This is a genomic window from Collinsella sp. SGI.180 (assembly GCF_050313455.1).
Taxonomy (GTDB): domain Bacteria; phylum Actinomycetota; class Coriobacteriia; order Coriobacteriales; family Coriobacteriaceae; genus Collinsella.
On record NZ_JBNPLL010000003.1, the window covers coordinates 114,683 to 139,738 of the forward strand.

At 60.3% G+C, this 25,056-nt stretch carries 25 protein-coding genes; 1 reads left to right on the forward strand and 24 read right to left on the reverse strand.

Annotated features, from left to right (window positions below; genetic code table 11):
• Nucleotides 1-50: 50 nt before the first annotated feature.
• From lepB to rpsP, 5 genes are read right to left on the reverse strand one after another with little or no spacing between them, the layout of a single operon-like run.
• Nucleotides 51-614 carry a signal peptidase I gene (gene lepB, locus ACQRAP_RS02300; RefSeq protein WP_427794790.1) on the reverse strand — a complete coding sequence of 188 codons (564 nt, stop codon included), beginning with the start codon at nt 612-614 and terminating at the stop codon, nt 51-53.
• Between the two features lie 2 nt (nt 615-616).
• Nucleotides 617-1,375, reverse strand: coding sequence for a tRNA (guanosine(37)-N1)-methyltransferase TrmD (gene trmD / locus ACQRAP_RS02305; RefSeq protein WP_427747915.1), 759 nt, complete (start codon nt 1,373-1,375; stop codon nt 617-619).
• Nucleotides 1,376-1,385: 10 nt separating this feature from the next.
• Nucleotides 1,386-1,877 (reverse strand): ribosome maturation factor RimM, encoded by a 492-nt coding sequence (rimM, locus tag ACQRAP_RS02310; protein ID WP_427794827.1) that lies wholly within the window; start codon nt 1,875-1,877, stop codon nt 1,386-1,388.
• Nucleotides 1,878-1,911: 34 nt separating this feature from the next.
• Nucleotides 1,912-2,157 (reverse strand): KH domain-containing protein, encoded by a 246-nt coding sequence (locus ACQRAP_RS02315; protein WP_154516529.1) that lies wholly within the window; start codon nt 2,155-2,157, stop codon nt 1,912-1,914.
• 42 nt (nt 2,158-2,199) lie between these two features.
• Complete coding sequence (gene rpsP, locus ACQRAP_RS02320; protein ID WP_427717582.1) at nt 2,200-2,550, reverse strand: 30S ribosomal protein S16; 351 nt, start codon at nt 2,548-2,550, stop codon at nt 2,200-2,202.
• A gap of 201 nt (nt 2,551-2,751) precedes the next feature.
• Between rpsP and dinB the strand changes: the two genes are divergently transcribed.
• A complete protein-coding gene (gene dinB, locus ACQRAP_RS02325; protein WP_427794791.1) occupies nt 2,752-4,008 on the forward strand; it encodes a DNA polymerase IV in 1,257 nt (418 codons plus the stop codon).
• A 171-nt stretch (nt 4,009-4,179) separates the two neighbouring features.
• Here dinB and ACQRAP_RS02330 read toward each other — a convergent pair whose 3' ends face one another.
• The 19 genes from ACQRAP_RS02330 to ACQRAP_RS02420 all read right to left on the reverse strand — a co-directional run bounded on the left by ACQRAP_RS02330 (nt 4,180) and on the right by ACQRAP_RS02420 (nt 25,005).
• Nucleotides 4,180-4,929: a transposase gene (locus ACQRAP_RS02330; protein WP_427794792.1), complete on the reverse strand. Its 750-nt coding sequence runs from the start codon at nt 4,927-4,929 to the stop codon at nt 4,180-4,182.
• A gap of 231 nt (nt 4,930-5,160) precedes the next feature.
• The gene (gene rsfS, locus ACQRAP_RS02335; RefSeq protein WP_427726898.1) at nt 5,161-5,616 is read right to left on the reverse strand and encodes a ribosome silencing factor; all 456 of its coding nucleotides are present in this window, start codon (nt 5,614-5,616) and stop codon (nt 5,161-5,163) included.
• A 28-nt stretch (nt 5,617-5,644) separates the two neighbouring features.
• A complete protein-coding gene (gene yqeK / locus ACQRAP_RS02340) occupies nt 5,645-6,178 on the reverse strand; it encodes a bis(5'-nucleosyl)-tetraphosphatase (symmetrical) YqeK (protein WP_427726990.1) in 534 nt (177 codons plus the stop codon).
• Between the two features lie 87 nt (nt 6,179-6,265).
• The gene (gene nadD, locus ACQRAP_RS02345; protein WP_427794396.1) at nt 6,266-6,943 is read right to left on the reverse strand and encodes a nicotinate-nucleotide adenylyltransferase; all 678 of its coding nucleotides are present in this window, start codon (nt 6,941-6,943) and stop codon (nt 6,266-6,268) included.
• Between the two features lie 3 nt (nt 6,944-6,946).
• Nucleotides 6,947-8,413 carry a GTPase ObgE gene (gene obgE, locus ACQRAP_RS02350; protein WP_427726902.1) on the reverse strand — a complete coding sequence of 489 codons (1,467 nt, stop codon included), beginning with the start codon at nt 8,411-8,413 and terminating at the stop codon, nt 6,947-6,949.
• An 85-nt stretch (nt 8,414-8,498) separates the two neighbouring features.
• A complete protein-coding gene (rpmA, locus tag ACQRAP_RS02355; RefSeq protein WP_154516202.1) occupies nt 8,499-8,756 on the reverse strand; it encodes a 50S ribosomal protein L27 in 258 nt (85 codons plus the stop codon).
• Between the two features lie 33 nt (nt 8,757-8,789).
• Entirely contained in the window at nt 8,790-9,164 is a 375-nt protein-coding gene (rplU, locus tag ACQRAP_RS02360; protein ID WP_035138585.1) for a 50S ribosomal protein L21, read from the reverse strand.
• 67 nt (nt 9,165-9,231) lie between these two features.
• Nucleotides 9,232-10,044, reverse strand: coding sequence for a TIGR03936 family radical SAM-associated protein (locus ACQRAP_RS02365; protein WP_427794793.1), 813 nt, complete (start codon nt 10,042-10,044; stop codon nt 9,232-9,234).
• Nucleotides 10,041-11,918: a TIGR03960 family B12-binding radical SAM protein gene (locus ACQRAP_RS02370; protein ID WP_427794794.1), complete on the reverse strand. Its 1,878-nt coding sequence runs from the start codon at nt 11,916-11,918 to the stop codon at nt 10,041-10,043. The genes ACQRAP_RS02365 and ACQRAP_RS02370 overlap by 4 nt, the downstream gene beginning before the upstream one ends.
• A 9-nt stretch (nt 11,919-11,927) precedes the next feature.
• Complete coding sequence (locus ACQRAP_RS02375; RefSeq protein ID WP_427718704.1) at nt 11,928-12,857, reverse strand: YcjF family protein; 930 nt, start codon at nt 12,855-12,857, stop codon at nt 11,928-11,930.
• Nucleotides 12,858-12,875: 18 nt separating this feature from the next.
• Nucleotides 12,876-14,102: an FtsW/RodA/SpoVE family cell cycle protein gene (locus tag ACQRAP_RS02380; protein ID WP_154516190.1), complete on the reverse strand. Its 1,227-nt coding sequence runs from the start codon at nt 14,100-14,102 to the stop codon at nt 12,876-12,878.
• 9 nt (nt 14,103-14,111) lie between these two features.
• A complete protein-coding gene (gene mrdA, locus ACQRAP_RS02385; protein ID WP_154516187.1) occupies nt 14,112-16,181 on the reverse strand; it encodes a penicillin-binding protein 2 in 2,070 nt (689 codons plus the stop codon).
• Between the two features lie 13 nt (nt 16,182-16,194).
• On the reverse strand, nt 16,195-16,761 hold the full coding sequence (locus ACQRAP_RS02390) for a hypothetical protein (protein WP_427726912.1): 567 nt from the start codon (nt 16,759-16,761) through the stop codon (nt 16,195-16,197).
• Nucleotides 16,762-16,773: 12 nt separating this feature from the next.
• Nucleotides 16,774-17,715, reverse strand: a complete 942-nt coding sequence (gene mreC, locus ACQRAP_RS02395) for a rod shape-determining protein MreC (protein WP_427794828.1) — start codon at nt 17,713-17,715, stop codon at nt 16,774-16,776.
• A gap of 78 nt (nt 17,716-17,793) precedes the next feature.
• Nucleotides 17,794-18,825 (reverse strand): rod shape-determining protein, encoded by a 1,032-nt coding sequence (locus tag ACQRAP_RS02400; RefSeq protein ID WP_006236061.1) that lies wholly within the window; start codon nt 18,823-18,825, stop codon nt 17,794-17,796.
• A 127-nt stretch (nt 18,826-18,952) separates the two neighbouring features.
• The gene (locus ACQRAP_RS02405; RefSeq protein WP_427794795.1) at nt 18,953-20,257 is read right to left on the reverse strand and encodes a tetratricopeptide repeat protein; all 1,305 of its coding nucleotides are present in this window, start codon (nt 20,255-20,257) and stop codon (nt 18,953-18,955) included.
• A gap of 12 nt (nt 20,258-20,269) precedes the next feature.
• Nucleotides 20,270-20,812, reverse strand: a complete 543-nt coding sequence (locus tag ACQRAP_RS02410; RefSeq protein ID WP_154516178.1) for a peptidylprolyl isomerase — start codon at nt 20,810-20,812, stop codon at nt 20,270-20,272.
• Between the two features lie 105 nt (nt 20,813-20,917).
• Nucleotides 20,918-22,072, reverse strand: coding sequence for a double zinc ribbon domain-containing protein (locus ACQRAP_RS02415; protein ID WP_427794796.1), 1,155 nt, complete (start codon nt 22,070-22,072; stop codon nt 20,918-20,920).
• Between the two features lie 215 nt (nt 22,073-22,287).
• Complete coding sequence (locus ACQRAP_RS02420; protein WP_427794797.1) at nt 22,288-25,005, reverse strand: HAD-IC family P-type ATPase; 2,718 nt, start codon at nt 25,003-25,005, stop codon at nt 22,288-22,290.
• Between the last annotated feature and the right edge of the window lie 51 nt (nt 25,006-25,056).

Genomic DNA, 25,056 nt, shown 5'->3' on the forward strand with positions numbered 1-25,056 from the left:
ATCCCCTCGTCGAAACGATTACACGGTTAGGTACTGTACTATAGCGGTTTTTAGTCAATAGCGCCCAGACGGTTGAGCGGCCAGTAACGCACGAGCGCCACGGCGATCAGGTCCGAACGGTCGACCGGACCAAAGTAGCGTGAGTCGGCTGAGTTCTCGCGGTTGTCGCCCATCACCCACACGCACCCATCAGGGACGGTGTAGGGATAGCTCACCTGAGCACCAGGCGCCTGGACCGACAGTGGCCAGCTCATGCCTGTCGTATAGTCCTCGTCGAGCGCTTGGCCGTCAACGACCACCTTGCCGTCCTGCAGGTTGACCGTCTGGCCGGCCGTAGCGATAACGCGCTTAACGAGCACATCATGCTCAGAGGTGCCATCGGGGTTGTGGAACACCACAATATCGCCCTGTTTGACAGGCTGGCCGAGCTCAAGCGTCACCTTTTGCGCCAGGATCTGGTCGCCAATCTCAATCGTGGGCTCCATGGAACCGGTGGGAACCACAAAGGGCTCGACCACAAAGGTGCGAATCAAGAAGGTGGCCACGAGCGCGATTGCGACGACCACGACCCACTCAAACGCGCCCTTTAGCATGGAATGCTGCGACGGAACCATTCTCACTCCTCGCTCTGCGAATACGAAGCGTCCAAAATCTCCTGCGCATACGCGCGTTCCTTAGGCGTAAGCCGCGCCGTCTCAATTAAGTCGGGACGCCAGCGACAGGTGCGCTCGATGGCGTTCTTGCGGCGCCAAGCGTCAACCTTGGCGTGGTCACCACTTACAAGCACGGGAGGCACGCCCTCGCCGTTAAACTCGGCGGGGCGGGTGTACTGCGCGTACTCGAGCAGGCCTCCGTCCTCGGCGGTCGAGAATGATTCGTCAACGTTGCTCATCTCGTCACCAAGCGCGCCGGGAATCAGACGCACGACGGCGTCAGCAACGACCATAGCAGGCAGCTCGCCGCCCGTGAGCACATAGTCGCCGATCGACAGGCGCTCGTCGGCATAGGCATACGCGCGCTCATCGACACCCTCGTAGCGGCTGCACACAAACAGCAGGCGCTCGCTTTGGAGCAGGCGCTCGGCTACATGCTGCGTAAAAGGCTCACCGCAGGGCGTAAAGAACACCACGGTGGGCTTGGGACCCTCAGAGCTAATGGCCTCGATTGCCTCGGCAATAGGCTCGACCTTCATGAGCATGCCCTGCCCGCCGCCGTACGGCTCGTCATCGACGGTACGGTGGCGATCGTGCGTCCAGTCGCGCAGGTTATACGCCTTAAAATCAAAAAGGCCGGCCTTGCGGGCACGGCCCAAGATCGATGTGGACATGACGGGTTCAAACATCTCGGGAAAGACCGAAAGGGTCTCGATCAGCATGTTGTCCTCCCTACTTGTCCATATCGATCAAGCCGTCCATAACGTGGACGGATATCGCTCCCCGATCGGGAAGATCGAGCACAACTTGCTCGATCACGGGAATCAGCACCTCGCCGTACCGATCACCCTCGACAACCCAAACGTCGTTGGCGGGCGTCGACATAATCTCAACGATCATTCCGAGCGACCCAAAGCGCTCGTCAACCACCTCGCGACCCATAAGGTCGGTATAGGCGGCATCGAGTGAATCGAGCTCAAAGTCATCACGGTTCGCCAGAACGAAACAACCCGTGATGCCCTCGGCGGCCGTCAAGTCGTCAATGCCCTCAAACGAAACCAGATCGCCATCGCCCGTATCGGTAACGGATGTAACCGTGCAAAAGCGGTCACGCTTGAGCGCCGGTGGCGTCAGGGCGACACGCATACCCGGCTCCAATACAGAAGGAAGCCCCCGCAGCGGCTGCGCGAGGACCTCCCCCTTCCTTCCATGCGGCTTAACCACACGGGCGATGTTTTTGTACTGGGACCTCAAGGTCCTAGCCCAGAACCTCTACCTCGACGGAAGTGTCGAGGCGAGCGGCCAGTGCACGGGCGAGCGTGCGAATGGCCTTGATGGTACGGCCGCGACGGCCAATGACCTTAGCTACGTCATCCTCGGCGACCGAAACCTCAATAGTTGAGGCATCGTCGCCATCGATAACTTCCAGGCTCACGGAATCCGGGTCGTCGACGATCTGAACAACGAGATATTCGACGAGATCGGCGATGCGATCTGAGAGCATTGCCTCACCCTCGAGCTGTGCAGCGTCAACCTCAGGCACGATTTACTCCTCGGCGCCCTCAGCGGCCTCAGCGGCCTCAGCGGCAGCCTTAGCGGCCTCGGCCTCTTTGGCGAGCTGCTTCTTGGACTTCTTGACGACGGTCTCGGTCTTCTCGCCCTCGTTGGCGGCCTTGACCAGGGCGGCGACAGCGTCGGTGAGCTGAGCGCCCTTGGACTGCCAGTCAGCAATCTTCTCGAGATCGAGGTTGATGGTCTTGGGGGCGGTCATCGGATTGTAGCGGCCAACCTCCTCGATGATACGACCGTCACGCGGGGCGCGGGAATCGGCGACGACGACACGGTAGTACGGACGCTTCTTAGCGCCGTGACGAGCAAGGCGAATCTTGACTGCCAAAGGAAACTCCTCCAACCAAGCAGCTTTAGGCTGCAACTACAAACAAACAGTTGAACATAATACGCCATCGACGCGGGCAGGTGAAGTCCGTGAGACCAACTTCTTCGGTGTAGTCGAAGGCAAATCCATATCTTAGACAAGAATTCGCGATTTGCAAGCACATCCACGCACCCCACATGAGCTGCGCGGTATACTCATGCCATGAAAAGATGCGAACATACATACGGTTATGAGGATACTGCGGGCGTCACGCCGCCGCCCTGGACGGGTCCGGCGGTGGGTCTGATGGATCTCGATGCGTTTTTTGCGAGTGTGGAGATGCTCGATCATCCCGAGTGGCGCGGCAAGCCGCTTATCGTGGGCGGAGACGCCGAATCTCGCGGCGTCGTCTCCACCTGCTCATACGAGGCACGTCGCTTTGGCGTGCACTCCGCCATGCCCTCGGCCGAGGCACGCCGCCTATGTCCGCAGGCCATTTGGACACACGGGCATTTCGATCGCTACCACGAGGTCAGCGCACAGGTCATGAATATTCTTGCCGACGAGACACCGCGCGTAGAGCGCGTGTCCATCGACGAGGCCTTTATCGACATCACGCCGGGCCGCTTTGCGCCCGAGGACCCACTGCTCGTCGTACGACGCATCAGCGATCGCGTGGCGGCACTGGGGGTGACCTGCTCCATCGGCGTCGGTTGCAACAAAACGGTAGCCAAGATTGCAAGCGAGCGAGACAAGCCGTTTGGGCTTACGGTCGTACGCCCGGGAACTGAGCAGCGTTTTCTGGCACCGTTACCTGTTTCTGCCATGAGCGGTATCGGGCGCTCGGCCGAGGAGCGGCTGCGCCGCATGCGGATTTACACGCTGGGCGAGCTGTCTCGCGCACCGGAATCCACACTGTCTGCGATTTTTGGCGTTAACGGCGAGCGCATGCGCCAGCGTGCGTTGGGGCTCGAGGTTTCCGAAGTCACGAGCCTCGATGAAGAGCGTGAGGTCAAGTCGGTAAGCAATGAGCGCACCTTTGCGAAAGATTTGACCGAGCGCGGGGACATCGAAGCGGCGATTGCACTATTGGGCGAATCCGTCGGACGTCGCCTGCGCCGCCAGGGGCTTACCGGCACCACGGTGACGCTCAAACTTAAGTACTCGTACGGCAGCGGTCGCTCGGCACAGCGACGACTCCCCCATCCCACCGACGACGAGAACATCTTTGTGGCGGTAGCGATCGAGTTGCTCGACAACATCTGGCAGGAAGGAATGCATGTACGCCTTGCCGGCATAGGCATGAGTGACTTCAATCATCAAGGCGGCATACAGACCGACCTGTTTTGCGAAGTCGACGACCGCGGAGCCCAATCCAGCGACCGCCGTGACCTCTCCGTCGCCATCGACGCGGTCCGAGACAAATTCGGCGACACCGCCCTATCCTTCGGCCGCCAATCACGCTTCTCCTCCCACTAAGTAGTCAATTTGGGACGGGGCTTTTTTAGCTACCCTTCAGCTGGCAGCGAATCACCCGGGGCCGGAATGAAACTCAACCGATTTGTAGGGTTAGCTAAAATAGCCCCGTCCCAAATTAGCTGCCCAACCCATACCTGACGCGGTCACAACACAGACCTCGTCCAAAATGAGCTATTTTTTGACTTTGACCTTTTGTATGGTGCAGCGTCCAATGCCCGTAAGGCGGACGATCTGTTTAATCGAAAAGCCCTCGCTCTTCAAAGTACGAATGCAGGCATCGCGCGCCCCCTTTGGCAAAGCCTTAAGGTGATGAGGCTCGTACGGCTTAAGAAGAGCCTGCGCAAACTCCAGCGCATCTGTGTCGCTCACATGAGCGCCGTCACGGAAGCAATAGCGATTGGGCTCACCCGAGGTGCTGAAGGCAAAAAATCTCTGAGAGTCACCAAGCAACCCGAGAACACAATCCGTTTTGCAGATACCCGGATATCCCATATACTCGCGAAAGCTGCTCCATCGATACAGCGAAGCGGTCCCAATCCTCGCCTTCGCGGGGTTGTCGTGAATGTATCTCACGCAGTTGAGCAGCTGATCATCATCGAGGATCGGCACACTCTTAAATCGATCCTGGAAAACAGGCCCCTTCCTGCCTGTCTTTGAGTTGAAATACATGGCATACGCCGTCGTAATCGAATGCATGCAATCGCTCAGATGAACATGCTCGTCGTCAAGCAGAAGATGAATATGGTTATCCATAAGGCACCACGCGATGACATCCACTTTAAACTTCTGGCATTTCGAAGCAATCAGCCGAATCAGATAGAGCCGATCTTCGTCATCCTCAAATATGAGTTGGTCGGCACATCCCTTTTGGACGACATGGTAAAAACCATATACAGAGATTTCTCGCGCAGTCCGAGTCATACGCATCCCCTCCTCTACAGATAACAATTACGTTACCCGAGCCAGAGTAGAAAAAAAACGTACTGGGAGCTATAAATCGCGATGTTCGGCGAACGGTAGGTAGTAGCTAAAAAAGCCCCGTCCCAAATTAGCTACTTTTGGGCAAAAAGAAAGCCGGGCGGCCGCGGAAAAACGCGACTGCCCGGCGAAACACTTGAGGGTAGCTAAAAAAGCCCCGTCCCAAATGAGCTACTAGAGGAGGTCCAGGGAGAGCTGGGGAGCATCGCCCCAGAGCTTTTCGAGGCGGTAGAACTCACGCGCCTCGGGAGTGAAGACGTGGACGACAACCGAACCGTAGTCCATGAGCATCCAGGTCTTCTGCTCGCGGCCCTCAATGGAAAACGGGTGCTCGCCGCAAGCCTCGGCGACCTTCTCCTCAATCTCGTCGACGATGGAATCAACCTGGCGGTTGTTGGTGCCGGTAGCAAGGACAAAGTAGTCACACACATCGGAAAGCTCAGTCAGGTCGAGCACCTGAACGTCCTCGCCTTTCTTGTCGTAGGCGGCCTGCGCGGCAGCGCGGGCGACATCCTCGGCGGCGACACCGCTGGCGGAGAGCGTCGCGGCAGTGCGGTCGGACGTGGCCACGAAACTCTTGTGCTCCGCACCTTCAAGAATCTGCTCGTCGGTCATGGTCTCATCGGCCATGGAATACCTCTTTCTAGACGCACCCGAGCTAGCGCAGCTGGGCGTAATGGTTGTAAATCGTAATAGCCGTGGGATAAAGATAGCGCCCGGACTGGATCACATAGACCAGACCCTGCGCAAAACAGGAGAAGAACAACTCGTCGAGCGAGGACTTCCCCACCATCTTGCGCAGCGCATGGGCATAATCGCCGTGGCGGTTGGGTTCGACGGCATCGGCCACAAAGACCACCATATCGAGTGGCGTCATGTCGCAAGCGCCCACGGTGTGACGGTCGACAGCCTGAAAGACCGCCGGCGACAGCTCGGGAAAAAGCTGCGGAAGCTCATAGGCGGCAACCGGGCCATGCAAAAGCGGCGTCGCGGCAGACGGAGAGCCTGCAATCTTAATGCCATAATGCAGAGCGCGCGTGACCAGCTCGTCGTCGGAGAGCACTTTGTCCCAGTCATGGATCAGGCCGGCGGCAGCGGCATCAAAGCGGTCGACACCGTATACCTCGGCTAGGTGCAGTGCAGTCTCGGCAACCCCGAGCGAATGCACGTAGCGCTTACGCTTGTCCTTCATGCGCACATCGAGCAACTCGTGGATACGCGTCAAGAGCGCGCGCTCGTCGCCCTCAAACTGATCTTCTACCGACAACGTTTCCCCCCGTCAATCAAAATCGTCTTGCCCAAGATCGGCATACAGGCCGCGTTTACGGATATAGCCGAGCACGGACTCGCTCGTAAGATAGCGCACGCTCATGCCGCGGGCAACCCGCTTGCGGATGTTTGTCGAGCTAATCGCCAGCGCCGGAATCTGAATATAGCGCACATCGAATGGCAGCCCCGATTCCTTAATCCTCGCCCGGGCCGTATCGATGTCAAAGCCGGGGCGTGTCGCAGCGATAAAGGTTGCCAGTTCGGCAATCTCATGAGCATTGTGCCAGGTCACAATATCGATAATCGCATCGGCACCCGTAATAAAGTAAAGCTTCACCTGTGGCGGGTAAAACTCGCGAAGGGCACGCAGCGTATCGGCTGTATAGGTGACACCGGCACGATCGATCTCGAAGCGGCTTGCCAAAAAGGCCGGGTTCGCGGCAGTCGCGAGGACCGTCATGGCATAACGGTCCTCAGCAGGCGTCACCGGTTTGTCGAGCTTAAAGGCAGGAGAGCCGGCCGGCATAAAAAGCACGGCGTCCAAGTCGAGCGACTCGCGAGCCTGCTCGGCGGTAACCAAGTGCCCGTAATGAATCGGGTCAAAGGTGCCGCCCATAATGCCAAGCCGAAACTCGTGCCCATCCTTGATGGGCAGCTCTGGCAATCCGATTCCACCGCGCAGCGACATGGCTTACTCGCCCTCCGGGGTCTCAATAACGTCGACTTCGGTAGCGCCTTCGGAGCCCTCGGCGACATGAGCCACGTCCGCACCCTCGGCCGCTACGTCAATAACCTCAACGCCTGCATCCTCGAGGTCGTCCTCGTATTCCGAGAAGTCCTCGGCGCCCTCAAAGTCAAAGGCGCGCTGGCAAATGCGAACCTCGTCGCCCGCACGGCAGCCGGCCTTCTCGAGCGCGTCGTCAACGCCCATGCGCGCAAACTTATGCTGCAGGTAGATGACAGCTTCCTCGTTTTCCCAGTCGGTCTGGATAACCATGCGCTCGATCGCGCGACCAACCACGCGGAAAGCACCGGGCTCTTCCTCAACAATGCGGAAGCGCTTCTCGCGCTGCAGGCGGCGACGCTCCCACTCCTCATCGCGCAAATCGACCGGCTCATCGGAAACCGCAAGCTCCGCGCGAAGCTTAGCCACCTGCTCGCCCACGGCAAGCATCAGCGTGTTGAGGCCGGCACCCGTAACGGCGGAAACGGCAAAAAACATGTGGCCGTCGTCGAGCGCCGCACGCTTAAGGTCGGCAATCTTGTCGGCCGTACCCGGCGCATCGCACTTGTTGGCGACGACGATCTGCGGACGCTCCGAGAGCTCGGCACCATACTGCTCGAGCTCACGGTTAATGATGCGATAGTCCTCGACCGGATCGCGATCCTCAAAACCGCCCGTCATATCGACAACGTGCATGATCAAAGCAGTGCGCTCAATATGGCGCAGGAACTGGTGACCCAGGCCCTTGCCTTCACTCGCACCCTCGATGAGACCGGGGACGTCGGCAACGACGTAAGAATATTCACCGGCACGCACCATGCCCAGATTGGGCACGAGCGTGGTAAACGGGTAGTCGGCGATCTTAGGACGGGCGGCGCTCATACGCGCGATGAGCGAGGACTTGCCCACCGAGGGAAAGCCCACGAGCGCGGCATCGGCCATAAGTTTCATCTCGAGCTCGATCCAGTGCTCCTCGGCAGGCTCACCCAGCTGGGCAAACGCGGGCGCGCGGCGCACCGACGTCACAAAGTGGGTATTGCCCAGACCGCCGGCCCCACCGGGCGCCACGACAACGCGCTCGCCATCGTGCACCAGGTCGGCAATCTCGAACATCGGGGTCTGCGTCTCGGGATCGAGCTCGCGGACTACGGTGCCCATGGGAACTTTCAAAATCAGGTCCTCGCCGCTCTTGCCATTGCGACGGGCGCCCTGGCCGTGCGTGCCGCGCTCGGCACGGAAGTGATGCTTAAAGCGGTAATCGATCAGCGAAGACAGCTGAGCATCGGCCTGGATGACGACATTGCCGCCACGACCGCCGTCGCCGCCATCGGGGCCGCCCTTGGGAACAAATGCCTCGCGCCTAAACGACATGCATCCGGCTCCGCCGTCGCCGCCGCAAACGTTAATGCGGCTGATATCGGTGAACTGTGACAACAGAATCGCCTCCTACAAAAAAGAGGGAGACCCTTGAATCCTAAAACTCAAGTGCCTCCCACATATGTGCTCTATGAAGGGTGAATTACGCGTTCGCGAGCGGGCGTACGCTGACCCTGTGCTTGATACCCTTGTGGAACTCAACGGTACCGTCGACCAGCGCGAACAGCGTGTCGTCCTTGCCACGGCCAACGTTCGCACCCGGGTGGATGTGCGTGCCATGCTGACGGACGAGAATCGTGCCCGTGGTTACCGTCTGGCCGGCGAAGCGCTTCGTGCCAAGGCGCTGACCGCGGGAGTCACGGCCATTACGGGAGGAACCGAGTCCTTTTTTGTGTGCCATTGTGTATACCTACTCTTTCGTTACGAGTGTAATCTACTCGGCGACGGGAGCCTCGGCAACAGCCTCAGCCTCTGCCTTGACAGCCTTCTTGGCGCGGGAGGTAGCCTGAACCTTCACGATCTTCAGCTTGGTGAGCTGCTGACGGTGACCCTTCAGACGACGATAGCGCTTACGCTTGTGGAACTTGAAGACCAGCTGCTTCTCGCCCTTGAACTGCTCAACGATCTGAGCGGTAACCTTGGCCTTGGCCAGCTTGTCGGGATCGGTGACGATCTTCTTACCATCGTTGAGGAAGATGACCGGCAGGGTGACCTTGTCGCCCTCATTGCCCTCGATCTTCTCGACGGTGATGACATCGTCGGTGGCGACCTTGTACTGCTTGCCGCCCGTGTTAACGATTGCGTACATGTTTACTTGCCCTTCATGCATCAGTTAGTGCAACAGCCGAATATAGTAGCAGGCGATAATACCCCCGTCAACGAGTATGTGGAGCAAATCCACAAGTTCGCACAGGTATGGGGCTGACGAGTCGGCCCTCGTCGTCTTCGCATGCTTGATTCTGACGCTCGACATCGTAGGAGCAGATGGTCACGAGGTCTTGCATACCGGTGGAAACAATAGGTGCATCGACGCCCGGGGTCAAGCCCTGCAACAAAACATCAGCAGCAGAAAGCAAAATTTCCGGACGCATGGAGCCCTCGTTGTCGGCATGGGTGTCGAGTATGAGCACCAGATGGTCCGGGCGCTCCCCCGCCTTAAGCTCGTAGCCCACGAGCGTATGGTCCAAGTCCAGGCGCTTGCTCTTTTTGCCGCGCGTATAATCGATGCCGTGGGCCGCGCGCAACGTGTCAATCGCGGCGCGCACCTCATCGGCGCTCACGGGTGACTCAGGGTCCAGGTGCAGGTCGATGCGGTACGACAGGCGCGTGAGCTGGGCCGTGAGCGCCGGCGTGCGCACGTCAATGTAGGCGGCCTCGATGGGCGCCAAATCGGCCGGAGATGCCGCGGCCAGGCGCCCAAAGGCCTCGTCGAGCGCGACGAACTCGGTCATAAACAGGTCATACCACTCGCAGGTCGACGACGTGCCCACGGGCAACGCCGACGAAAAGCCCACACGCATATGTGGCGAGAAACCCTGCGTGACAGCATAAGGCAGCCCCGCGCGACGCACGATACGCTCAATGGTATGGATTAGTTCCAGGTGGCCCAGGTACTTGAGACGATCGCGCTTGCCGTAGCGAACGCGAAGCCTAAAGAGCGTGGGGTTGTCGGTCAAGCGTTCACTCATGCGCGATCACCCACCAATACGTTCTTGGCGTGGAGCGTGGGGCAGATTCCGCAGCCGGTGCACGACGTGCGGGTGCAGTCGGGCGTCGTGACACCCTCCAGCGAGCGACGGTACTCGCGCTCGAGGAAGCCACGCGAGCAGCCGGGGCTCACGTGCTCCCAGGGCAGGTGCCAGTCCAGCTCGTAGGGCAGGTGCACGAGCTCGTTGAGGTCGATGCCGTTTTTGGCCGCGGCCTCCTTCCAGTTATCGAGCGAGAAATGCTCCACCCAGGCGTCAAAACGCGAACCGGCACGCCAGGCATCGATGATGACAGGCGTCATGTCGCGACCGGCGCGGGACAGCGCGGCCTCGACGAGCGAGGTCTCGGCATCGTGGTAGTGCACGCGGACCGCACGGTTGCGAACACTCGTAATGAGGAGCTTCTGACGGCGTTTAACGTCGTCGTAATCGAGCTGCGGGCACCATTGGAAAGGCGTGGCGGCCTTGGGAATAAACACCGACACCGAGATGGACACCGAGATGGAGCCGCGGCGCGCCTTGGGTACCACGGAGCGGCCGAGCTCCAGCACGTGATCGGCCAGGTTGGCGATGGCCACGATATCCTCGTCGCGCTCGCCGGGAAGACCCATCATAAAGTAGAGCTTCATGCGGTTCCAGCCGGCCTCGAAGGCCGCCTTGGCCGCGCGGTCCACGTCCTCCTCGGTCACGTTCTTGTTGATGATGTCGCGCATACGCTGGCTACCGGCCTCGGGGGCAAACGTCAGGCCACCCTTCTTTTCTCCGGCGACCGACTCGGCCATATCCACGCCAAACGAATCCAGGCGCTGCGAGGGAATGGACACGCGAATGCCCCTATCCTCCAAGCGGCGGTTGAGCCTGCCAAGCACGTCGCGGATGCAGGAGTGGTCGGTGGTCGAAAGCGAGGTAAGCGACACCTCGTCATAGCCGGTCTTTTCCAGGCCCTGGATCACCGAGGACACGATCTGGTCGGCCGAGCGCTCGCGCACCGGGCGATACGTCATGCCGGCCTGGCAAAAACGGCAGCCGCGAGCGCAGCCGCGCAGGATCTCGATAGACAGGCGATCGTGAACGAGCTGTGCGTAGGGCACGCACGACTGCGACAACGGATTGGTAGCGCCAAAGTCCTCAACGACGCGCTTGTAGACCACCGGCGGCACGTCCTTACCCTCGCGCGGCACGGTGTAGCCGTGCGGTGAGCAGGGTTCGTCATAGCGCACCTCGTACAGCGACGGCACGTAGGTACCGGAGACGGTCGCGAGCCGCTCGACAATCTGGGCGCGCGGGACGCCCTCGTCACGCAGGCGGCGATGCAACTGGCAGATCTCGAGCAGCGACTCCTCACCCTCGCCAATCAGGATGGCATCGAAGAAGGCCGCATACGGCTCGGGGTTATAAACCGAAGGTCCGCCGGCGACGATGATGGGATCGTCCTCGGTGCGGTCAGCAGCCAGCAGCGGAATGCCGGCGAGATCGAGCGCCTCGAGAAAGTTTGTCACGGCCATCTCGTGCGGCACGTGCATACCGACGATATCAAACGAGGCCACGGGCGCTGCGCCCTCGAGCGACAGCAGCGGGATACCGGCCTCGCGCATGGCATCGCCCATATCGGGCCACGGCACATAACCGCGCTCGCAGGAGATGCCCTCGGCCTGGTTAAGGATGTTGTACAGGATGGCGATACCCTGGTTGGGCAGGCCGACCTCGTACACGTCCGGGTAAATCATGCAGCAACGATAGTCGGCATCGGCCTTGGAGAGCGTACCCCACTCGTGGTCGATATAGCGACTCGGCTTTTCGACCTTCGCGAGCAGCGGCTCGATCAAATGAAAACAGTCTTGGTATGGAACGCGCAAAAGAAACCCCTAAGCAGCGAGATCGGATGCATCCTCAAAAGGATTCATGGGACGGGTAGCGCCGGCAACCGTGGTCACCAGGTCGCGGACACGCGAGAACGTGGCGGCAACCACCTCGTTGGCACGGCTGTAGTCGATATCGCGCTCGTAGAGAGACACGAGCGCACGACCCATGCCATAGGTGCCGACGGCGGCGGAGAGCGCCTTGACGGCAAAGCCGATATGCGGCGTCTGCTTTACCAGGGCGCGAGTGACGGCGCGCATTACCAAGCCGCCGGCAAGCACGCCCGCGACCTCGTAGCCACGCTCGGGCTTAATGCCGCGCCCAAAGATAGCCGCAAGCTCAAAGAGCATGCCAACCTGCGCCAGCGCCATAACGGGATAATCGGCCCCCGGCAAAAACACCAGGGCGCCCGTCGCCATATTGGTAAGCGCGCACGAGGTGATGATGCGGTTGGCGGCGGCGATGCGCATAAAGGCAAAGTTCGCCGCAAAGGCCGTCTCCTTTTCCGTACGGTCCAGGATCCAGCGGGCGAGTGTCTCGAGCAGATACGTCTTATCGGTGGCCGCTACCACGCCGAGCATGGGCGTGGACTCCTGGATAAAAGGTACCTCGACAGCGGACTCGGCCAGCACGCACACGGGCGCACCGGCAATGACGAGCTCCTGTACAGCACTCTCAAGGCGCTCAGATCCGCACGAAAGCACCAGCACCACGTCGGTATCGGTCTTGGGGACGATACGCTCCTCACCCAGGCGCTCAACGCGGACAATACCCGACGTCGTCTGCGGCACAAAGGCATCGCGCACCGTCTCGACCAAAAAACGCGAGGCAGTCGAATCCAGGTAGACCGAAACGCGCACCGGCGTATCGGAATCCCTCTTGGTGGTCGCGCCCATTTTAAAAGCGCGGGTCAGCTTTTCCACGGGAATCTTCATGGCAAACCCCTCCAGCGGTTACGCGGCGCCCGAACGATGCCGCCATATGGATTGTACGATACCCACCGTCAACAACTGGATCATCATCGACGACGAACCAAAGCTAATGAACGGCAGCGGAATACCGGTAATCGGCATCATGCCAATGCACATGCCGATGTTCTCGAACGTCTGAAATGCCCACATGCCGACAATACCCACGCATGACAAGCGTAGAAACAGAGACTCGCACTTAAAGGCGACGCGGATCGTCGAGAAGATGAGCAGCACGTACAAGCACAGCAACAAAAAGGAACCGCAAAAGCCGAACGTCTCTGACAAAAAGGCGAAGACGAAGTCGGTATGGAACTCGGGCAGAAAGCCGCCGGCCGACTGCGTCGCATGCCCCAGGCCCTTACCAAAGAAACCGCCCGAGCCGACCGCGATCAACGACTGCTGCAGGTTGTACGCATCGTCCGAATCGGCGTTGTCGGGGTCGATAAAGACCGTCAGACGATTCATCTGGTACTGCTTAATGAGCACATCGTGGCCGAGCAGCGAATCGAAGACCGAATCGAGCGCCAGGACGAGCGCCACCAAACCCACGAGCAGAGCCAAAGTCGACAGCACCCATTCGCGGCGCGCACCGCTCATGCAGATGACGATGGCGCCCGACACCAGCACGACCAGACCCGAGCCCAGGTCGCCCATGGCGACGACGGCCAAAAACGGAACGGACAGCATGCCGCAGAGCTTAATGTAGTCGCGAGCGGTATCGATGCGCCCGTTGTACTGCGAGCCAAGCGTGGCCATAAAGAAGATGGTGATGAGCTTGGCAAGCTCAACGGGCTGGAATGTTAAACCGATACCGGGAATCTTGATCCAACCCGTCATTCCCAAGCCGCCCGTGTAGGACAGGCCCGGAATCTTAGGCGAGAAGATCACGATGAGATCGATGACGAGCAGGGCCGTCGAAAAGTTGGAAATGCCGCGCAGGTCGGTGCGCCAGACGAGCACCGCCAGCACCGCGCCAATACCGATACCCAGCAGGTGACGCGAGAACGAGGCGTCGGCTTTAAACTGCGAGGCGGACCAGATAATAATGGCGCCATAGGTGACGAGCGCCACAGTCGCCAACAGCACGCCGACGTGCACCTTTTGGCGAAACGTTCCGCGCGATGCGGAAATCTGCTTGTTGACGCGGTCCAGGCTGCTGCGAGAGCCGGTTTTGGTTGAGCGGAACAGGTCCGCCGGCGAAAAGTCCATCGCAACCTCCTATCGAACCGAGGAATCGCCCGTGGCCGTCGACGTGTCGGGCTCGTCATAAATCGCACCGAGGACATCGCGCACAACGTGCAGCGCGGTATCGGAGCCGCCACCGCCCTGTTCCAAGACAGTGGCGATCACGTACTTGGGGTCATCGGCCGGCGCGTAGGCGCAAAACCACGCGTAATCGTCCTCGCCGCTCTTCTCGCCCGTGCCGGACTTGCCGTAGACCGTAGGGGTCAGGGAGTTAAAGTGCGCGGCGGTCGAAGTCGACGCCGAGTAAATCACATCGTGCATGCCGTTGCGGACCAGCGCAAGATCGGCATCGTTGTTAATTTGGGCCTCAAGGCGCTTCTTTTTGCCCTTGCCGTTGTACTTGTAGGCATCGCCGTCGCCATCACGCGAGACAGCAGACAAGAACACATGCGGCACATACTGTTTGCCGCCGTTGGCAATACCCATGTAGGCGCAGGCCATCTGCAGCGGTGTCACCAGAATGTCGCCCTGGCCGATGGCGATGTTGGTCATATCGCCGGCATTCCACTTGCGGTCCTCGGCCGAGGCGTCGGTAAAGTACGACTCTTTCCACTCGGCATCGGGAATGCGGCCCGCACCCTCACTCGGCAGGTCGATGCCGCAGGTCTTGCCCAGGCCCCAACGGCGAAAGACCTCTTGCAGGCCTTCGGGATGCTGGTCGTTGTAGAAAAAGGCCTTGCCCATATCGTAGAACACGGGGTCGCAGGAGTTGGCGATACCGGACTGCAGCGTCATCGTGCCGTGGCCGGAGTGCAGCCAGCAGTACTTTCCCCAAGATTTGCCCAAGCCGGTCCAATATCCCGTGCAGTTGGTCGTTTGACTCGAAGTGTACGTGCCAAATTCGAGGCCAGCCAACGCCGAGAGGGGTTTGATGGTCGAGGCAGACATGTACTGGCCGCTAATGGCGCGGTTGAGCAGCGGATGCGAGCCCTCGTCATCGTTAAGCTCGGTCCACACGTCATTGGAAACGCCGCCGATAAAGACAGAAGGATCAAACTTGGGTTCGCTTGCCATGCCCAAGATCTCGCCGTTGTTGGGGTCAAGGCACACCACGGCTCCGTTGCCGGCATTGCTATGGCCCGTAGTCTTGGCAAGCTCAATGGCATTCGCCAGAGCCGTCTCGCAGGCCTGTTGAATCTTAAGATCGAGCGTAAGCTTAATGTCAGAACCGGCCTTGGCGGGAACGGCGCCGGCTTGACCGGTAACGTTACCCGAGGCGTCAACTTTCACGGTCTGCTCACCGCGAATGCCCTGCAGCAGATTTTCGTAGTAAATCTCTACGCCCGCCTGACCCACAATATCGCCCGATTGATACGAGATCTGGCCAGCCGCGCTTTCGTTGCCGTCCGACGACTTCTTGTTCTGCGCCTCGAGCTGCTCGGAGGTAATGGTGCCGGTATAGCCCAAAATATGGCAGGCGGTCTCGCCATACGGGTACTGGCGCTCGGTGCGCTCGGCGATCTTCACGCCGGGAAACTCACCGGCGTGCTCCTGAATGTAGGCGACGGTAGAGCGGCGCACGTCAGTCGCGATCGTATGCAGGCTCTGCGCGCCCTCGGAATTGTCCTGGATGTTGCGCAGCACCGCGACATACGGCATGCCGAGCACGTTGGCAAGATGACGCACCAGTACCTTGTCGTCGGCAAGATCGCGATAGGCGACGACGGCGAGCGAGGGGCGGTTTTGCACCAGTGCGACGCCGTTGCGGTCCAAGATGCGGCCACGGACGGCCGGCGTGGTAACGGTACGGGTCTGATTGCTCTTGGCCTGCTTGTCGTAGTAGTCCGACGAGACCATCTGCATGCCCCACAGCTTAACGGCAAGCGCGGCAAACATGGCACCCACGCCCGTGGTGAGGATGGAAAAACGGCCCTTGAAGGCCGTGGCGGCCGTATTGCCCTCGCCCTCGGTGGCGCGCGGGGCCGTTCCGTGCTGTGTGTCGTAGGTAAAGCGGGAGTCGCCGCGGCGCATGATGACCAGCGCGACCACAATGGCCACGACCAGCGCGATACCGGCGACAACAACCGTCAACTGGGAAGACATCTTGAGGCCTCCCCTATTTGAGCTTACGGGTCTTGGGCTTAAAGCGCATGCCCGTCTGACGCCCACCGCGCGCGGAGAACCCATAGCCAGACTGCGGAGCGGCACCGGACATCAAAAACGGAATGGCAATCAAGCCCGTCAGGATCGAGGACGGCAGAGCGTGCCCAAAGATGGCCACCACAAAGCTCGTCTCCAGACCCATAAACAGCAAGATGATGCTGTAGACCACGTTGATGGCAAGCGCAAAGGCGCCCACGGTAACGCCGCGCGCGCTCGGCGAGCCGCCCGTCTGACCAGCCGCGCTGTGCACCAAAGCAAAACTGCCCACGGTCAGCAGCAGCGACATAACGCCCACCGGCACGGCGGCGGAAAGGTCGTAAAACAGACCGCTGCAAAAGCCGCACACGACGGCACGCGTAGGGTCGCCCGAAAACACGCTCAGGCACACCAAAATAATCATAAAGTTGACGCGGCCGCCCGCGATGGAGATTTGCGGTGCCAGTCCCGCCTGCAGCAGCACGCAGACGATAGCGGCGATTGCAAAGGCACGGGAGCCAGTCCCCTGCTCGTGTAGATCCATGGACATGCCTCCCTATTCGCTCGATCCAGAATCGGACGCTTCGGCCGTGTCGGAATCATCATCCGATTTCTCGTCCTTAGACTGAGTCGCAGCATCGCGCGACGTGCCCTGCGGGGCACTATTGGCCGAGCTCACATCATCGTCCGAAGCCGACTGCTCGTCGGTGAGCGAGGTAATGACGAGCACTTCCTCGTTATTTTCGGCCGTGGTCTGCGCACGCACCACAATGGTGTAGTACACGTCGTTAGCCGACTTCTCGACCGAAGACACGGTGCCAAGCGGCAGCCCCTTGGGGAACACGCCACCGATGCCCGAGGTCACGATGATATCGCCCACCTTAACATCGGAGTCGACGCTCACGTACTCAAGACGCAGCGTGCCATCGGGCTGGCCCTGTAGCATGCCTTGTGCGCGCGTGTCCTGCACCATGGCGGACACACCAGAGTTCTCGTCGCCAATCAGGCGCACGGTCGATGTCTTGGCCGAAACCTCGATAATCTGGCCGATGACGCCGGCCGAGCTCGTCACGGGCATGTTGATGGTAAGCCCGTCGGCAGAACCCTTATCGATGGTGACGGTCGACGTCCAGGCGTCACCCGAGGCTCCGACAATACGAGCCGCAGTGGACTTGAGGTTATAGGTCGACTGCAGGCCCACCAGACCCTCAAGGCGCTCAGCGGTCTTTTGGGCCTCGGAAAGCTCCGCGACCTTGGAAGTGAGAACCTCGTTTTGCTTTTTAAGGTCGTCGAGCGACTCCTGCGAAGCGGTGAGGTTGGAGAACACGTTGCCGATGGCATTGAATGGCGCCGCCACCGCCGAGCCAACGAAACGCACCGGAGAGGTGATTGTCGTAACGCCCGAACGCACGGCATGTATCGGCCCGGCCTCGCCCTCTCGAATGTAAAACGTGAGCAGCAACACAGAAATCAGGCTGAAAACAATCAACGGGCGCATACCCGTTGATTGTCGTTTGGTATTCAGATTTGAAGAGAAACCCGAAGATCGTGCCAAATGGAATCCACCTTTTGGAAATTAAGCGTTGGTCTGGACGAAACCGCCGTCAAACGCGTTGGCCTCGAGCACGCGGGCGCAGCCGTTGACGACGTTGTCGAGCGCCGTGGGGCTCACGTTGACCGAAACGCCTGTCTCATCGCGCAAGCGGACGTCGAGGCCGCGCAGCAGCGCTCCGCCGCCGGTCAGCAGAATGCCGTAGTACATAAGGTCCGAGGCAAGATCGGGCGGCGTGGCGTCGAGTGCGTCCTTGACGGCCTTGGCCATCTCGTCGAGCGGCTTATTGAGCGCACGACGAATCTCCTCGCTCTCGATGCGCACGGTCTTGGGCAGGCCCGTGATCACGTCGCGGCCATTGACCTCGACGTCGAGCTCGTCCTTGAGCGGCACGGCAGAGCCGACCTTAATCTTAATGTCCTCGGCCGTGCGCTCGCCGATGGCCAAATTGTAGGCATCGCGAACATGCGTGAGGATAGCCTGATCGAACTCGTCGCCGGCAATGCGGATGGACTGCGACACGACGATACCGCCCATGGCGATAACGGCAACCTCGGTGGTGCCGCCACCGATATCGATGACCATGGAGCCAGTCGGCTCCTCGACAGGCAAGTCAGCACCGATAGCCGCGGCCATGGGCTCCTCGATCAGATAGGCCTGGCGAGCGCCAGCCTGGATCGTAGCCTCGAACACGGCGCGCTTCTCGACCGACGTGACACCAGAGGGAACGCATACGACGACGCGCGGACGAGGGGTCCACGGATAGCGCTTCTCGGAAGCCTTATCGATAAAGTAGCGAAGCATGGCCTCGGTGACATCGAAGTCGGCGATGACGCCATCCTTAAGAGGACGCACGGCCACAATGTTGCCGGGCGTACGGCCAAGCATACGCTTGGCCTCGATACCGACTGCAAGAATGCGCTCGTCGTTTTTGTCGATGGCGACGACGGAAGGCTCGCGAATGACGATGCCCTTGCCGCGCACGGAGACAAGCGTATTGGCGGTGCCGAGGTCGATGGCTAGATCGCCCGCATAGCTACCGAAGAACATGTCCATCAAAGAAAACAACGCAACTCCTGATGTGTTGGATGATTGCTGGAAAACTACTAGCCCATCATACTAGCGCAAGCCCGGCACCTCACTTGCGGTGAAGCACCGGGCAGCGCCAAATCTCATAAGGTCACTACTGGTTGTCAGCGGCCGAGAAATCGATGTCGAGCGAAGATACCGCCCAGCCGATATGGTTATCGGAGCGCACGAATTTGACGGTATATTCCTGCTCGCCGCCCTTGGACAGGGAAGCCTTCACCTTCGCGGTGGTCTCGGTCATGGACTGATCCATGCCCTCGATGGAGACGGTGGCGCCCTGCGGGATCGAGGAGATAATCATCGCCTTGGCGTCCTCGGACAGGCTGGAGGCCAGGCAGGACTCGGCCTTGGCGGTATCACCGTCGCCGGCAGCCTGGAACAGATCGGTGATGACGGACTCCTGCGAGGGGATACCCATGCCGCGCGTGTAGGCAAAGCCCAAACCGCCCGCGGCAAGAACAATCAGCAGAAGCACAACCAAGAAGACTTTGAGGCCCGTATGGCGATGGCGACGACGGACCTTGGCCTGCTTGCGGTCCTGACGATCCTGCTGGACCATCTCGGACTCGGACAGCGTAAAGAAGCCCGTGTCGGACGGATCGGGCATAAACTGGCCAGTGGCACCCGTGGGATCGAGCGAATCGACAGCAGTCGTATCCATGGCGGGCGCCGGGGCCGTGGCCATGGCGGTCTGGGCCGAAAGCGCGGCAAGTGAATCGTGCACGCGGGCAAGCTCATCGGCCTGCTCGGGCGTGAGCTGATAGATGCCGTCGGCGGTGGCGGCATTAAAGGCATCGAGCGCCTCGGAAGGACGACCCGCGGCAGAAAGTGCCTCGCCCATACCCGCGTTAAGCGCACGCGTGTCATCGCGCGGACCGGCAAAGTCGATAGCGGTGCGGTAGGTCTCCACGGCGTCCGCCGGTCGGCCAAGTTTGATGAAGCAGCGGCCGAGTTCGCCAAGGGCGGCCGCGGGGGCTGGATTGGCGCCATCGATGGCGGCCTGGCGGAAGGCAGTGCCTGCATTGGCGAAATCGCCCGACTGGAACAGCGCGTTGCCAAGACCCAGATAGGCCTTAAACGGCGTGGCATAGGAAGCATCCTGCGTTGCGGCGGAGAACGCCTGGGCTGCGGTCACATAGTCACCCACGGCAGCGAGCGCCTTGCCGCGGTTGGTGAGCAGCGCGCCGCGCTTTCCATAGGTGCCGTCGTTGAGGGCAGCCGCGTACGCCTCGGCAGCCTCGGCATACATACCCAGGTGCATCAGAGCGTTGCCACGCAGATGGTCGGCCTCGCCCATGATCTCGCTGGGGGTCTTTGCCGCACCGAGCATCTGAGCGGCTGCAGAAAAGTCGCCCGCACGATAAGCGGCTCGACCCTGTTGAATCAGCTGGCTATTCAAGGAAGTCCCCTTTTACTCGTGAACGATCTCGACATGGACGATCTCGTCGCCGGCACGCAGCTGCGAAATCACGTCGAGGCCCTCGACCGTGGTGCCAAAGACGGTGTAACCGGAATCCAGATTGTGCTGGGCGCCCAGGCAGAAGTAGAACTGGGAGCCCGCGGAATCGGGATCCATGGAACGCGCCATGGCAAGCGCACCGTCCACATGGCTGTTGCGCGGGTTGGTGGCAAACTCTCCCTTGATGCAGTAGCCGGGGCCACCGGTGCCGGGCATACCGTCGGGGCCCTCAAGGCCGGCGGCGACGTCAGCGCCGGACATATCGCGGGTATTGGGGTCGCCGCCCTGGATCACAAAGCCGGGCACATAGCGGTGAAACTTAAGGCCGTCATAAAAGCCCATGGTGGAAAGCTCGCAGAAGTTCGCCACATGGATGGGAGCGCCCTCGCCGTCAAATTTGACCTTGATCGTACCCTTCGACGTCTCGATGATCGCACACTCATCACCAGCGAGCTGGTACTCGGGCGTATAAAGCTCTTTCTTAAAACCAAACATGTGGTTCCTTCCTCGTGCGTTTAAAGCATATTTGTACGAATTGTAGCAATAAGCACGGGCTTCCATCAATTGCGCACGCAGGTTATGCCGTCGGAGGGCAACAAATTACGAACGCGGCTGCGGCTTCCAGGCGCTCACATTGGCATCGTACTGGTTAAGGGCGCTGTTGCCGCCCTGTGCGATGGGCGCCAAGATTTCACTCTGGCGGGCGCTCAGCGACTCGCCATCGGGAATGGACAGCGAGATATCCCAGCTCTGGCAGATCATGTCGACGCGCTCGTACATCCACTCGGCAAGCTGCTTGAGGTGCTCGATATCCTCCGCGTAGACGGTATCATCTTGCACCTTAAGGTTGTTGAGCTCGTCTTGGGTCTTTTTGATCTGGTCGCGCAGGGCATAAGCGCTCTGCGACAGCTCCTGACGCGTGGAGAGCGGCGTGCGCAGGTACCCGCTGTTAAACGAGTCGACAACCTCGCCGATCTGATCATCGTCGCCATACGACACGATGGTCCGATACAGACCGTCGAGCTTGGTATAGAGCTGGTCGTCGGAAAGGACGGTCTCCTCCTGGACCACCTCGGCGGTATCGTCGGACTTGGTCTCTTCCTCGGTAGCCTCGCCCTTCTGGCGCGAGGGGAACGTCGTCTTGGCGGCCTGGCCAAACTGGTCGTAAAAGCCCGGCATAACGCCCATGGGGTCCGACGTCACAAACCAATAGGCACTGCCGCACACGGCAGCGAGCAACACGATGACGATGAGCGGCTTGGGAATACGGCGCTTGTGCTTGTGGTAGGCATCCTCGTCAGGATGCACCTTGCGCTTGGGTTTTTGATTTTTGGACTGAGCGTCGTCACGAAGGGACACCGGCAGCGGGATATCGACCTTGGGAATGCCAAAATCCCTGTCGAAAGCCGGCAGCACGCAGGTCTCATTGGGATCGGCGGCATCGGAAAGTACCGCGGCGGCAGAGGCCGGCGCATGGGGCACCTCGGTATCGATCTGCTCCTGCGTCAGGCGGGGAAAACCAGCCGTGCGCCCAGCAGCCAGGTCGGATGCTGCCGCATCCTCGGATAGAATGCCCGGGGCAGGGCGCCCGCACTTGGAACAGGTACGGTCATGAGGCGACAGACGGGCACCGCAGCCTTCGCAGAACACAAACTCGGTGTGCTCGGGGCCATCGCCCGGGCCAACATAGGTATTGCAATAGGGGCAGAACGAGGAGCCGTCCTCTATGGTCTTGAGACAATGCGGGCAAATCACGGCATCCTCTTTTCGGAATCATTCGAACAATCGAGGTTAGAGCATAACATCGCTACGCCCCTAAAGGCACAGGGCACCAATTCAACATCGCAGGGTAGCTAATTTGGGACGGGGCTTTTTTAGCTGCCCTGGCCGCCAATCGGCCAAATAGATCGCGTCATCAGCCGGGTAGCTAAAAAAGCCCCGTCCCAAATTAGCTACCCTGCGAGGTGCGGTTACTTCTTCTTTTTGCTCGGCATCGAGACCTTAATGCCCTGGGCGGACTTGGTCACACGCGAGCGCTTGGCGCCCGCGCCCTTCTTTTTCTTGGGCTGGGTCTTTTCCACGCCCTCGAGCGCTCGGGCCTCGGCCTCACGGGTCGTACGCTCCTCGCGGCGCTGCGCCATGTCGGCGGCGACGCGCTTGGCAAAACGCTCGGCCGTCGAGCCCGTCGAGCTCACCTTGCCGCCACCGCGGCCCAAGCGAACGCGCACGCCGCGGCCAAAGCCAGTGGCGGCATGGCGGCGACGCGGCTTCAGAGAATCCATCATCGTGGCGAGTTTAAAGAACACGCTGCAAGTAAAGACCACAATCACCAGAAGGATAATTGCCTCGCCCATCGACAAGTTGGCGATGGACAGCAGCTCGGGGAATCCGATAACGCCCGCCAAGATGCCGACGACGACAAATACAAAGAGCACCACACGCAAGGGTGTGAGCGGCTGCGAGATACGCCAGATCAGGCTCACGCTTGCCGCACACGACGTGAGAAGGCACATCGTCGACAGCGTGAGCTGGCTAAAGCCAAACACGCGCGCCACAAAGATATCGAGCGCCGCGGCCAAAATGACTGCAACCGACGCCGGCAGCGCGCGCTTGAGCACGTTGGTCAAGAATGACCCCTTCACGCGGGCATTGTTGGGCTCAAGGCCCAGCACAAAGCCCGGCGCGCCGATGCAGAAGAAGTTGATGAGCGTCATCTGGATAGGCTCAAAGGGATACGGCGGCAGCGCGATGCACAGTGCCGCCAGGCCCATCGAGAACAGCGTCTTGGTCAGGAACAGCGCGGCCGAACGCTGCAGGTTGTTGATGGAGCGACGGCCCTCGGCCACCACGGCGGGCATCGAGGCAAAGTCGTTATCGACCAGCACGATCTCGGCCACGTTGCGTGCGGCGTCGGAACCGGCGGCCATGGCCACGGAGCAGTCCGCCTCCTTGAGTGCCAGCACATCGTTGACGCCGTCACCCGTCATGGCAACGGTATGGCCGCGACGTTTGAGCGCCTGCACGAGCTCGCGCTTCTGCTGCGGGGTCACGCGGCCAAAGACGTGATAGCGGTCCACCGCCGCATCAATCTTGGACGGCGTATCGAGCGTCGTGGCGTCCACATAAGCGTCCGCCCCCGGCACGCCCACCACGCGCGCGATCGACGACACCGTGCGCGGGTCGTCGCCACTGATCACGTTAAGGGTCACACCCTGCTCGTTAAAGTAGCCGATGGTCTCGGCGGCCGAAGTGCGAATCTCATCGCGAATGGTCACAAAGCCCACGGGCTCGGCCTCGCCCACCATATCGCCATCGGGCGTAAAGCCGTCCACACGGGCCACCACGAGCACGCGGCAGGTGTCGGCAAGCTCGGCCACACGATTTTCGACCTGCGCAAAGATACGCTCCGAAAGCACAAATTGCGCCGCGCCCATCACATAGGAGCCCTGCGCAAACGAGGCGCCGCTCCACTTTTTGGAGGACGAAAACGGAATGACCGACAGCGGCTCGGACACCTCGACCGGGCGGTCGGCGTAGTAGTTGAGCAGCGCCTGGCAGGTCTCATTGGCATCGGCCGAGGTCGCGCGCGCGACATTGGCAAGCGCAAAATCGAGCACGGTAGTATCGACGGGGACAGGTGCCTCGTCCGGGCCCAAGCCCACGCCCTCAACGGGCAATGGATAAGTGCCCTCGACCTCCATGCGACCCGACGTGATAGTGCCCGTCTTGTCCAGGCACAGCACGTCGACGCGCGCGAGCGTCTCGATGCAATAGAGCTGTTGCGCGAGTACCTTGCGGCGCGCCAGGCGCACCGTGGCAATCGCGAGCACCGACGAGGTCAGCAGCACCAGGCCCTGCGGAATCATGCCCAAAAGAGCGCCCACCGTGGACAGCAGCGCCGACGAAGGCACGCGACCGGCCAGCAGCTCGGAAAAGCACCACGAAAGCGCGCTATCGCCCGGGGTACCGGCGGCGTCCCACAACCCACTTACACTCGAGGCGAACAGAGCCAGACCGAGCGGAATCATGATGACGCTTGCAAAACGCACGATGGCGTTGAGCGCGTTCATGATCTCGGAATTGACCTTTTTGACGTACTTGGCCTCGTTGTTGATCTTGGCCACATAGTTATCCGCACCAACATGGACCACGCGGGCACGCAACAGGCCCGAGTCGATAAAGCTGCCGCTCATGAGCTCGGAGCCAGGCTGCTTTTTGATGAGGTCGCTCTCGCCCGTCAGCAGACTTTCGTTAACGAGCGCCTCGCCCGATACCACCACGGCGTCGGCAGGTATCTGGTCCCCGCGCCCCAGACGAATGATGTCGTCGAGCACGATCTGGTCCAAGTCGAGCTCCACCTCGGCACCATCGCGCACCGCGATGGCCTTCTTAGAGGTCAGCAGTGTGAGCTTATCGACCATCTTCTTGGAGCGCATGGACTGGATAACGCCAATGGCGGTATTGAGGAACACCACGAACAGGAACGTCAGGTTCTTAAACGATCCGGTCATAATGACCAAAATCGCTAAAATCACGTTGATCAGATTGAACAGCGTGCAGAGATTTTCGATGATAAGCTCACGAACCGATTTGGTCTTGAGCTCCATGTTGCGGTTGATCTTGCCGGCGGCAATGCGCTCCTCGACCTCGGCGGTCGAAAGTCCGCGCTCGATATCTGTAGCTGCCATACCACGTCCCATCACGTCGCATCGGTATAAGAAAACCGCCCGGACCATACG

Coding starts and splice junctions, on each gene's coding strand:
- lepB (WP_427794790.1), bottom strand. CDS start 614: ATGGTTCCGTCGCAGCATTCCATGCTAAAGGGCGCGTTTGAGTGGGTC.
- trmD (WP_427747915.1), bottom strand. CDS start 1,375: ATGCTGATCGAGACCCTTTCGGTCTTTCCCGAGATGTTTGAACCCGTC.
- ACQRAP_RS02315 (WP_154516529.1), bottom strand. CDS start 2,157: ATGCTCTCAGATCGCATCGCCGATCTCGTCGAATATCTCGTTGTTCAG.
- dinB (WP_427794791.1), top strand. CDS start 2,752: ATGAAAAGATGCGAACATACATACGGTTATGAGGATACTGCGGGCGTC.
- ACQRAP_RS02330 (WP_427794792.1), bottom strand. CDS start 4,929: ATGACTCGGACTGCGCGAGAAATCTCTGTATATGGTTTTTACCATGTC.
- rsfS (WP_427726898.1), bottom strand. CDS start 5,616: ATGGCCGATGAGACCATGACCGACGAGCAGATTCTTGAAGGTGCGGAG.
- yqeK (WP_427726990.1), bottom strand. CDS start 6,178: ATGAAGGACAAGCGTAAGCGCTACGTGCATTCGCTCGGGGTTGCCGAG.
- nadD (WP_427794396.1), bottom strand. CDS start 6,943: ATGTCGCTGCGCGGTGGAATCGGATTGCCAGAGCTGCCCATCAAGGAT.
- rpmA (WP_154516202.1), bottom strand. CDS start 8,756: ATGGCACACAAAAAAGGACTCGGTTCCTCCCGTAATGGCCGTGACTCC.
- rplU (WP_035138585.1), bottom strand. CDS start 9,164: ATGTACGCAATCGTTAACACGGGCGGCAAGCAGTACAAGGTCGCCACC.
- ACQRAP_RS02365 (WP_427794793.1), bottom strand. CDS start 10,044: ATGAGTGAACGCTTGACCGACAACCCCACGCTCTTTAGGCTTCGCGTT.
- ACQRAP_RS02375 (WP_427718704.1), bottom strand. CDS start 12,857: ATGAAGATTCCCGTGGAAAAGCTGACCCGCGCTTTTAAAATGGGCGCG.
- ACQRAP_RS02380 (WP_154516190.1), bottom strand. CDS start 14,102: ATGGACTTTTCGCCGGCGGACCTGTTCCGCTCAACCAAAACCGGCTCT.
- mrdA (WP_154516187.1), bottom strand. CDS start 16,181: ATGTCTTCCCAGTTGACGGTTGTTGTCGCCGGTATCGCGCTGGTCGTG.
- ACQRAP_RS02390 (WP_427726912.1), bottom strand. CDS start 16,761: ATGGATCTACACGAGCAGGGGACTGGCTCCCGTGCCTTTGCAATCGCC.
- mreC (WP_427794828.1), bottom strand. CDS start 17,715: ATGCGCCCGTTGATTGTTTTCAGCCTGATTTCTGTGTTGCTGCTCACG.
- ACQRAP_RS02400 (WP_006236061.1), bottom strand. CDS start 18,825: ATGGACATGTTCTTCGGTAGCTATGCGGGCGATCTAGCCATCGACCTC.
- ACQRAP_RS02410 (WP_154516178.1), bottom strand. CDS start 20,812: ATGTTTGGTTTTAAGAAAGAGCTTTATACGCCCGAGTACCAGCTCGCT.
- ACQRAP_RS02420 (WP_427794797.1), bottom strand. CDS start 25,005: ATGGCAGCTACAGATATCGAGCGCGGACTTTCGACCGCCGAGGTCGAG.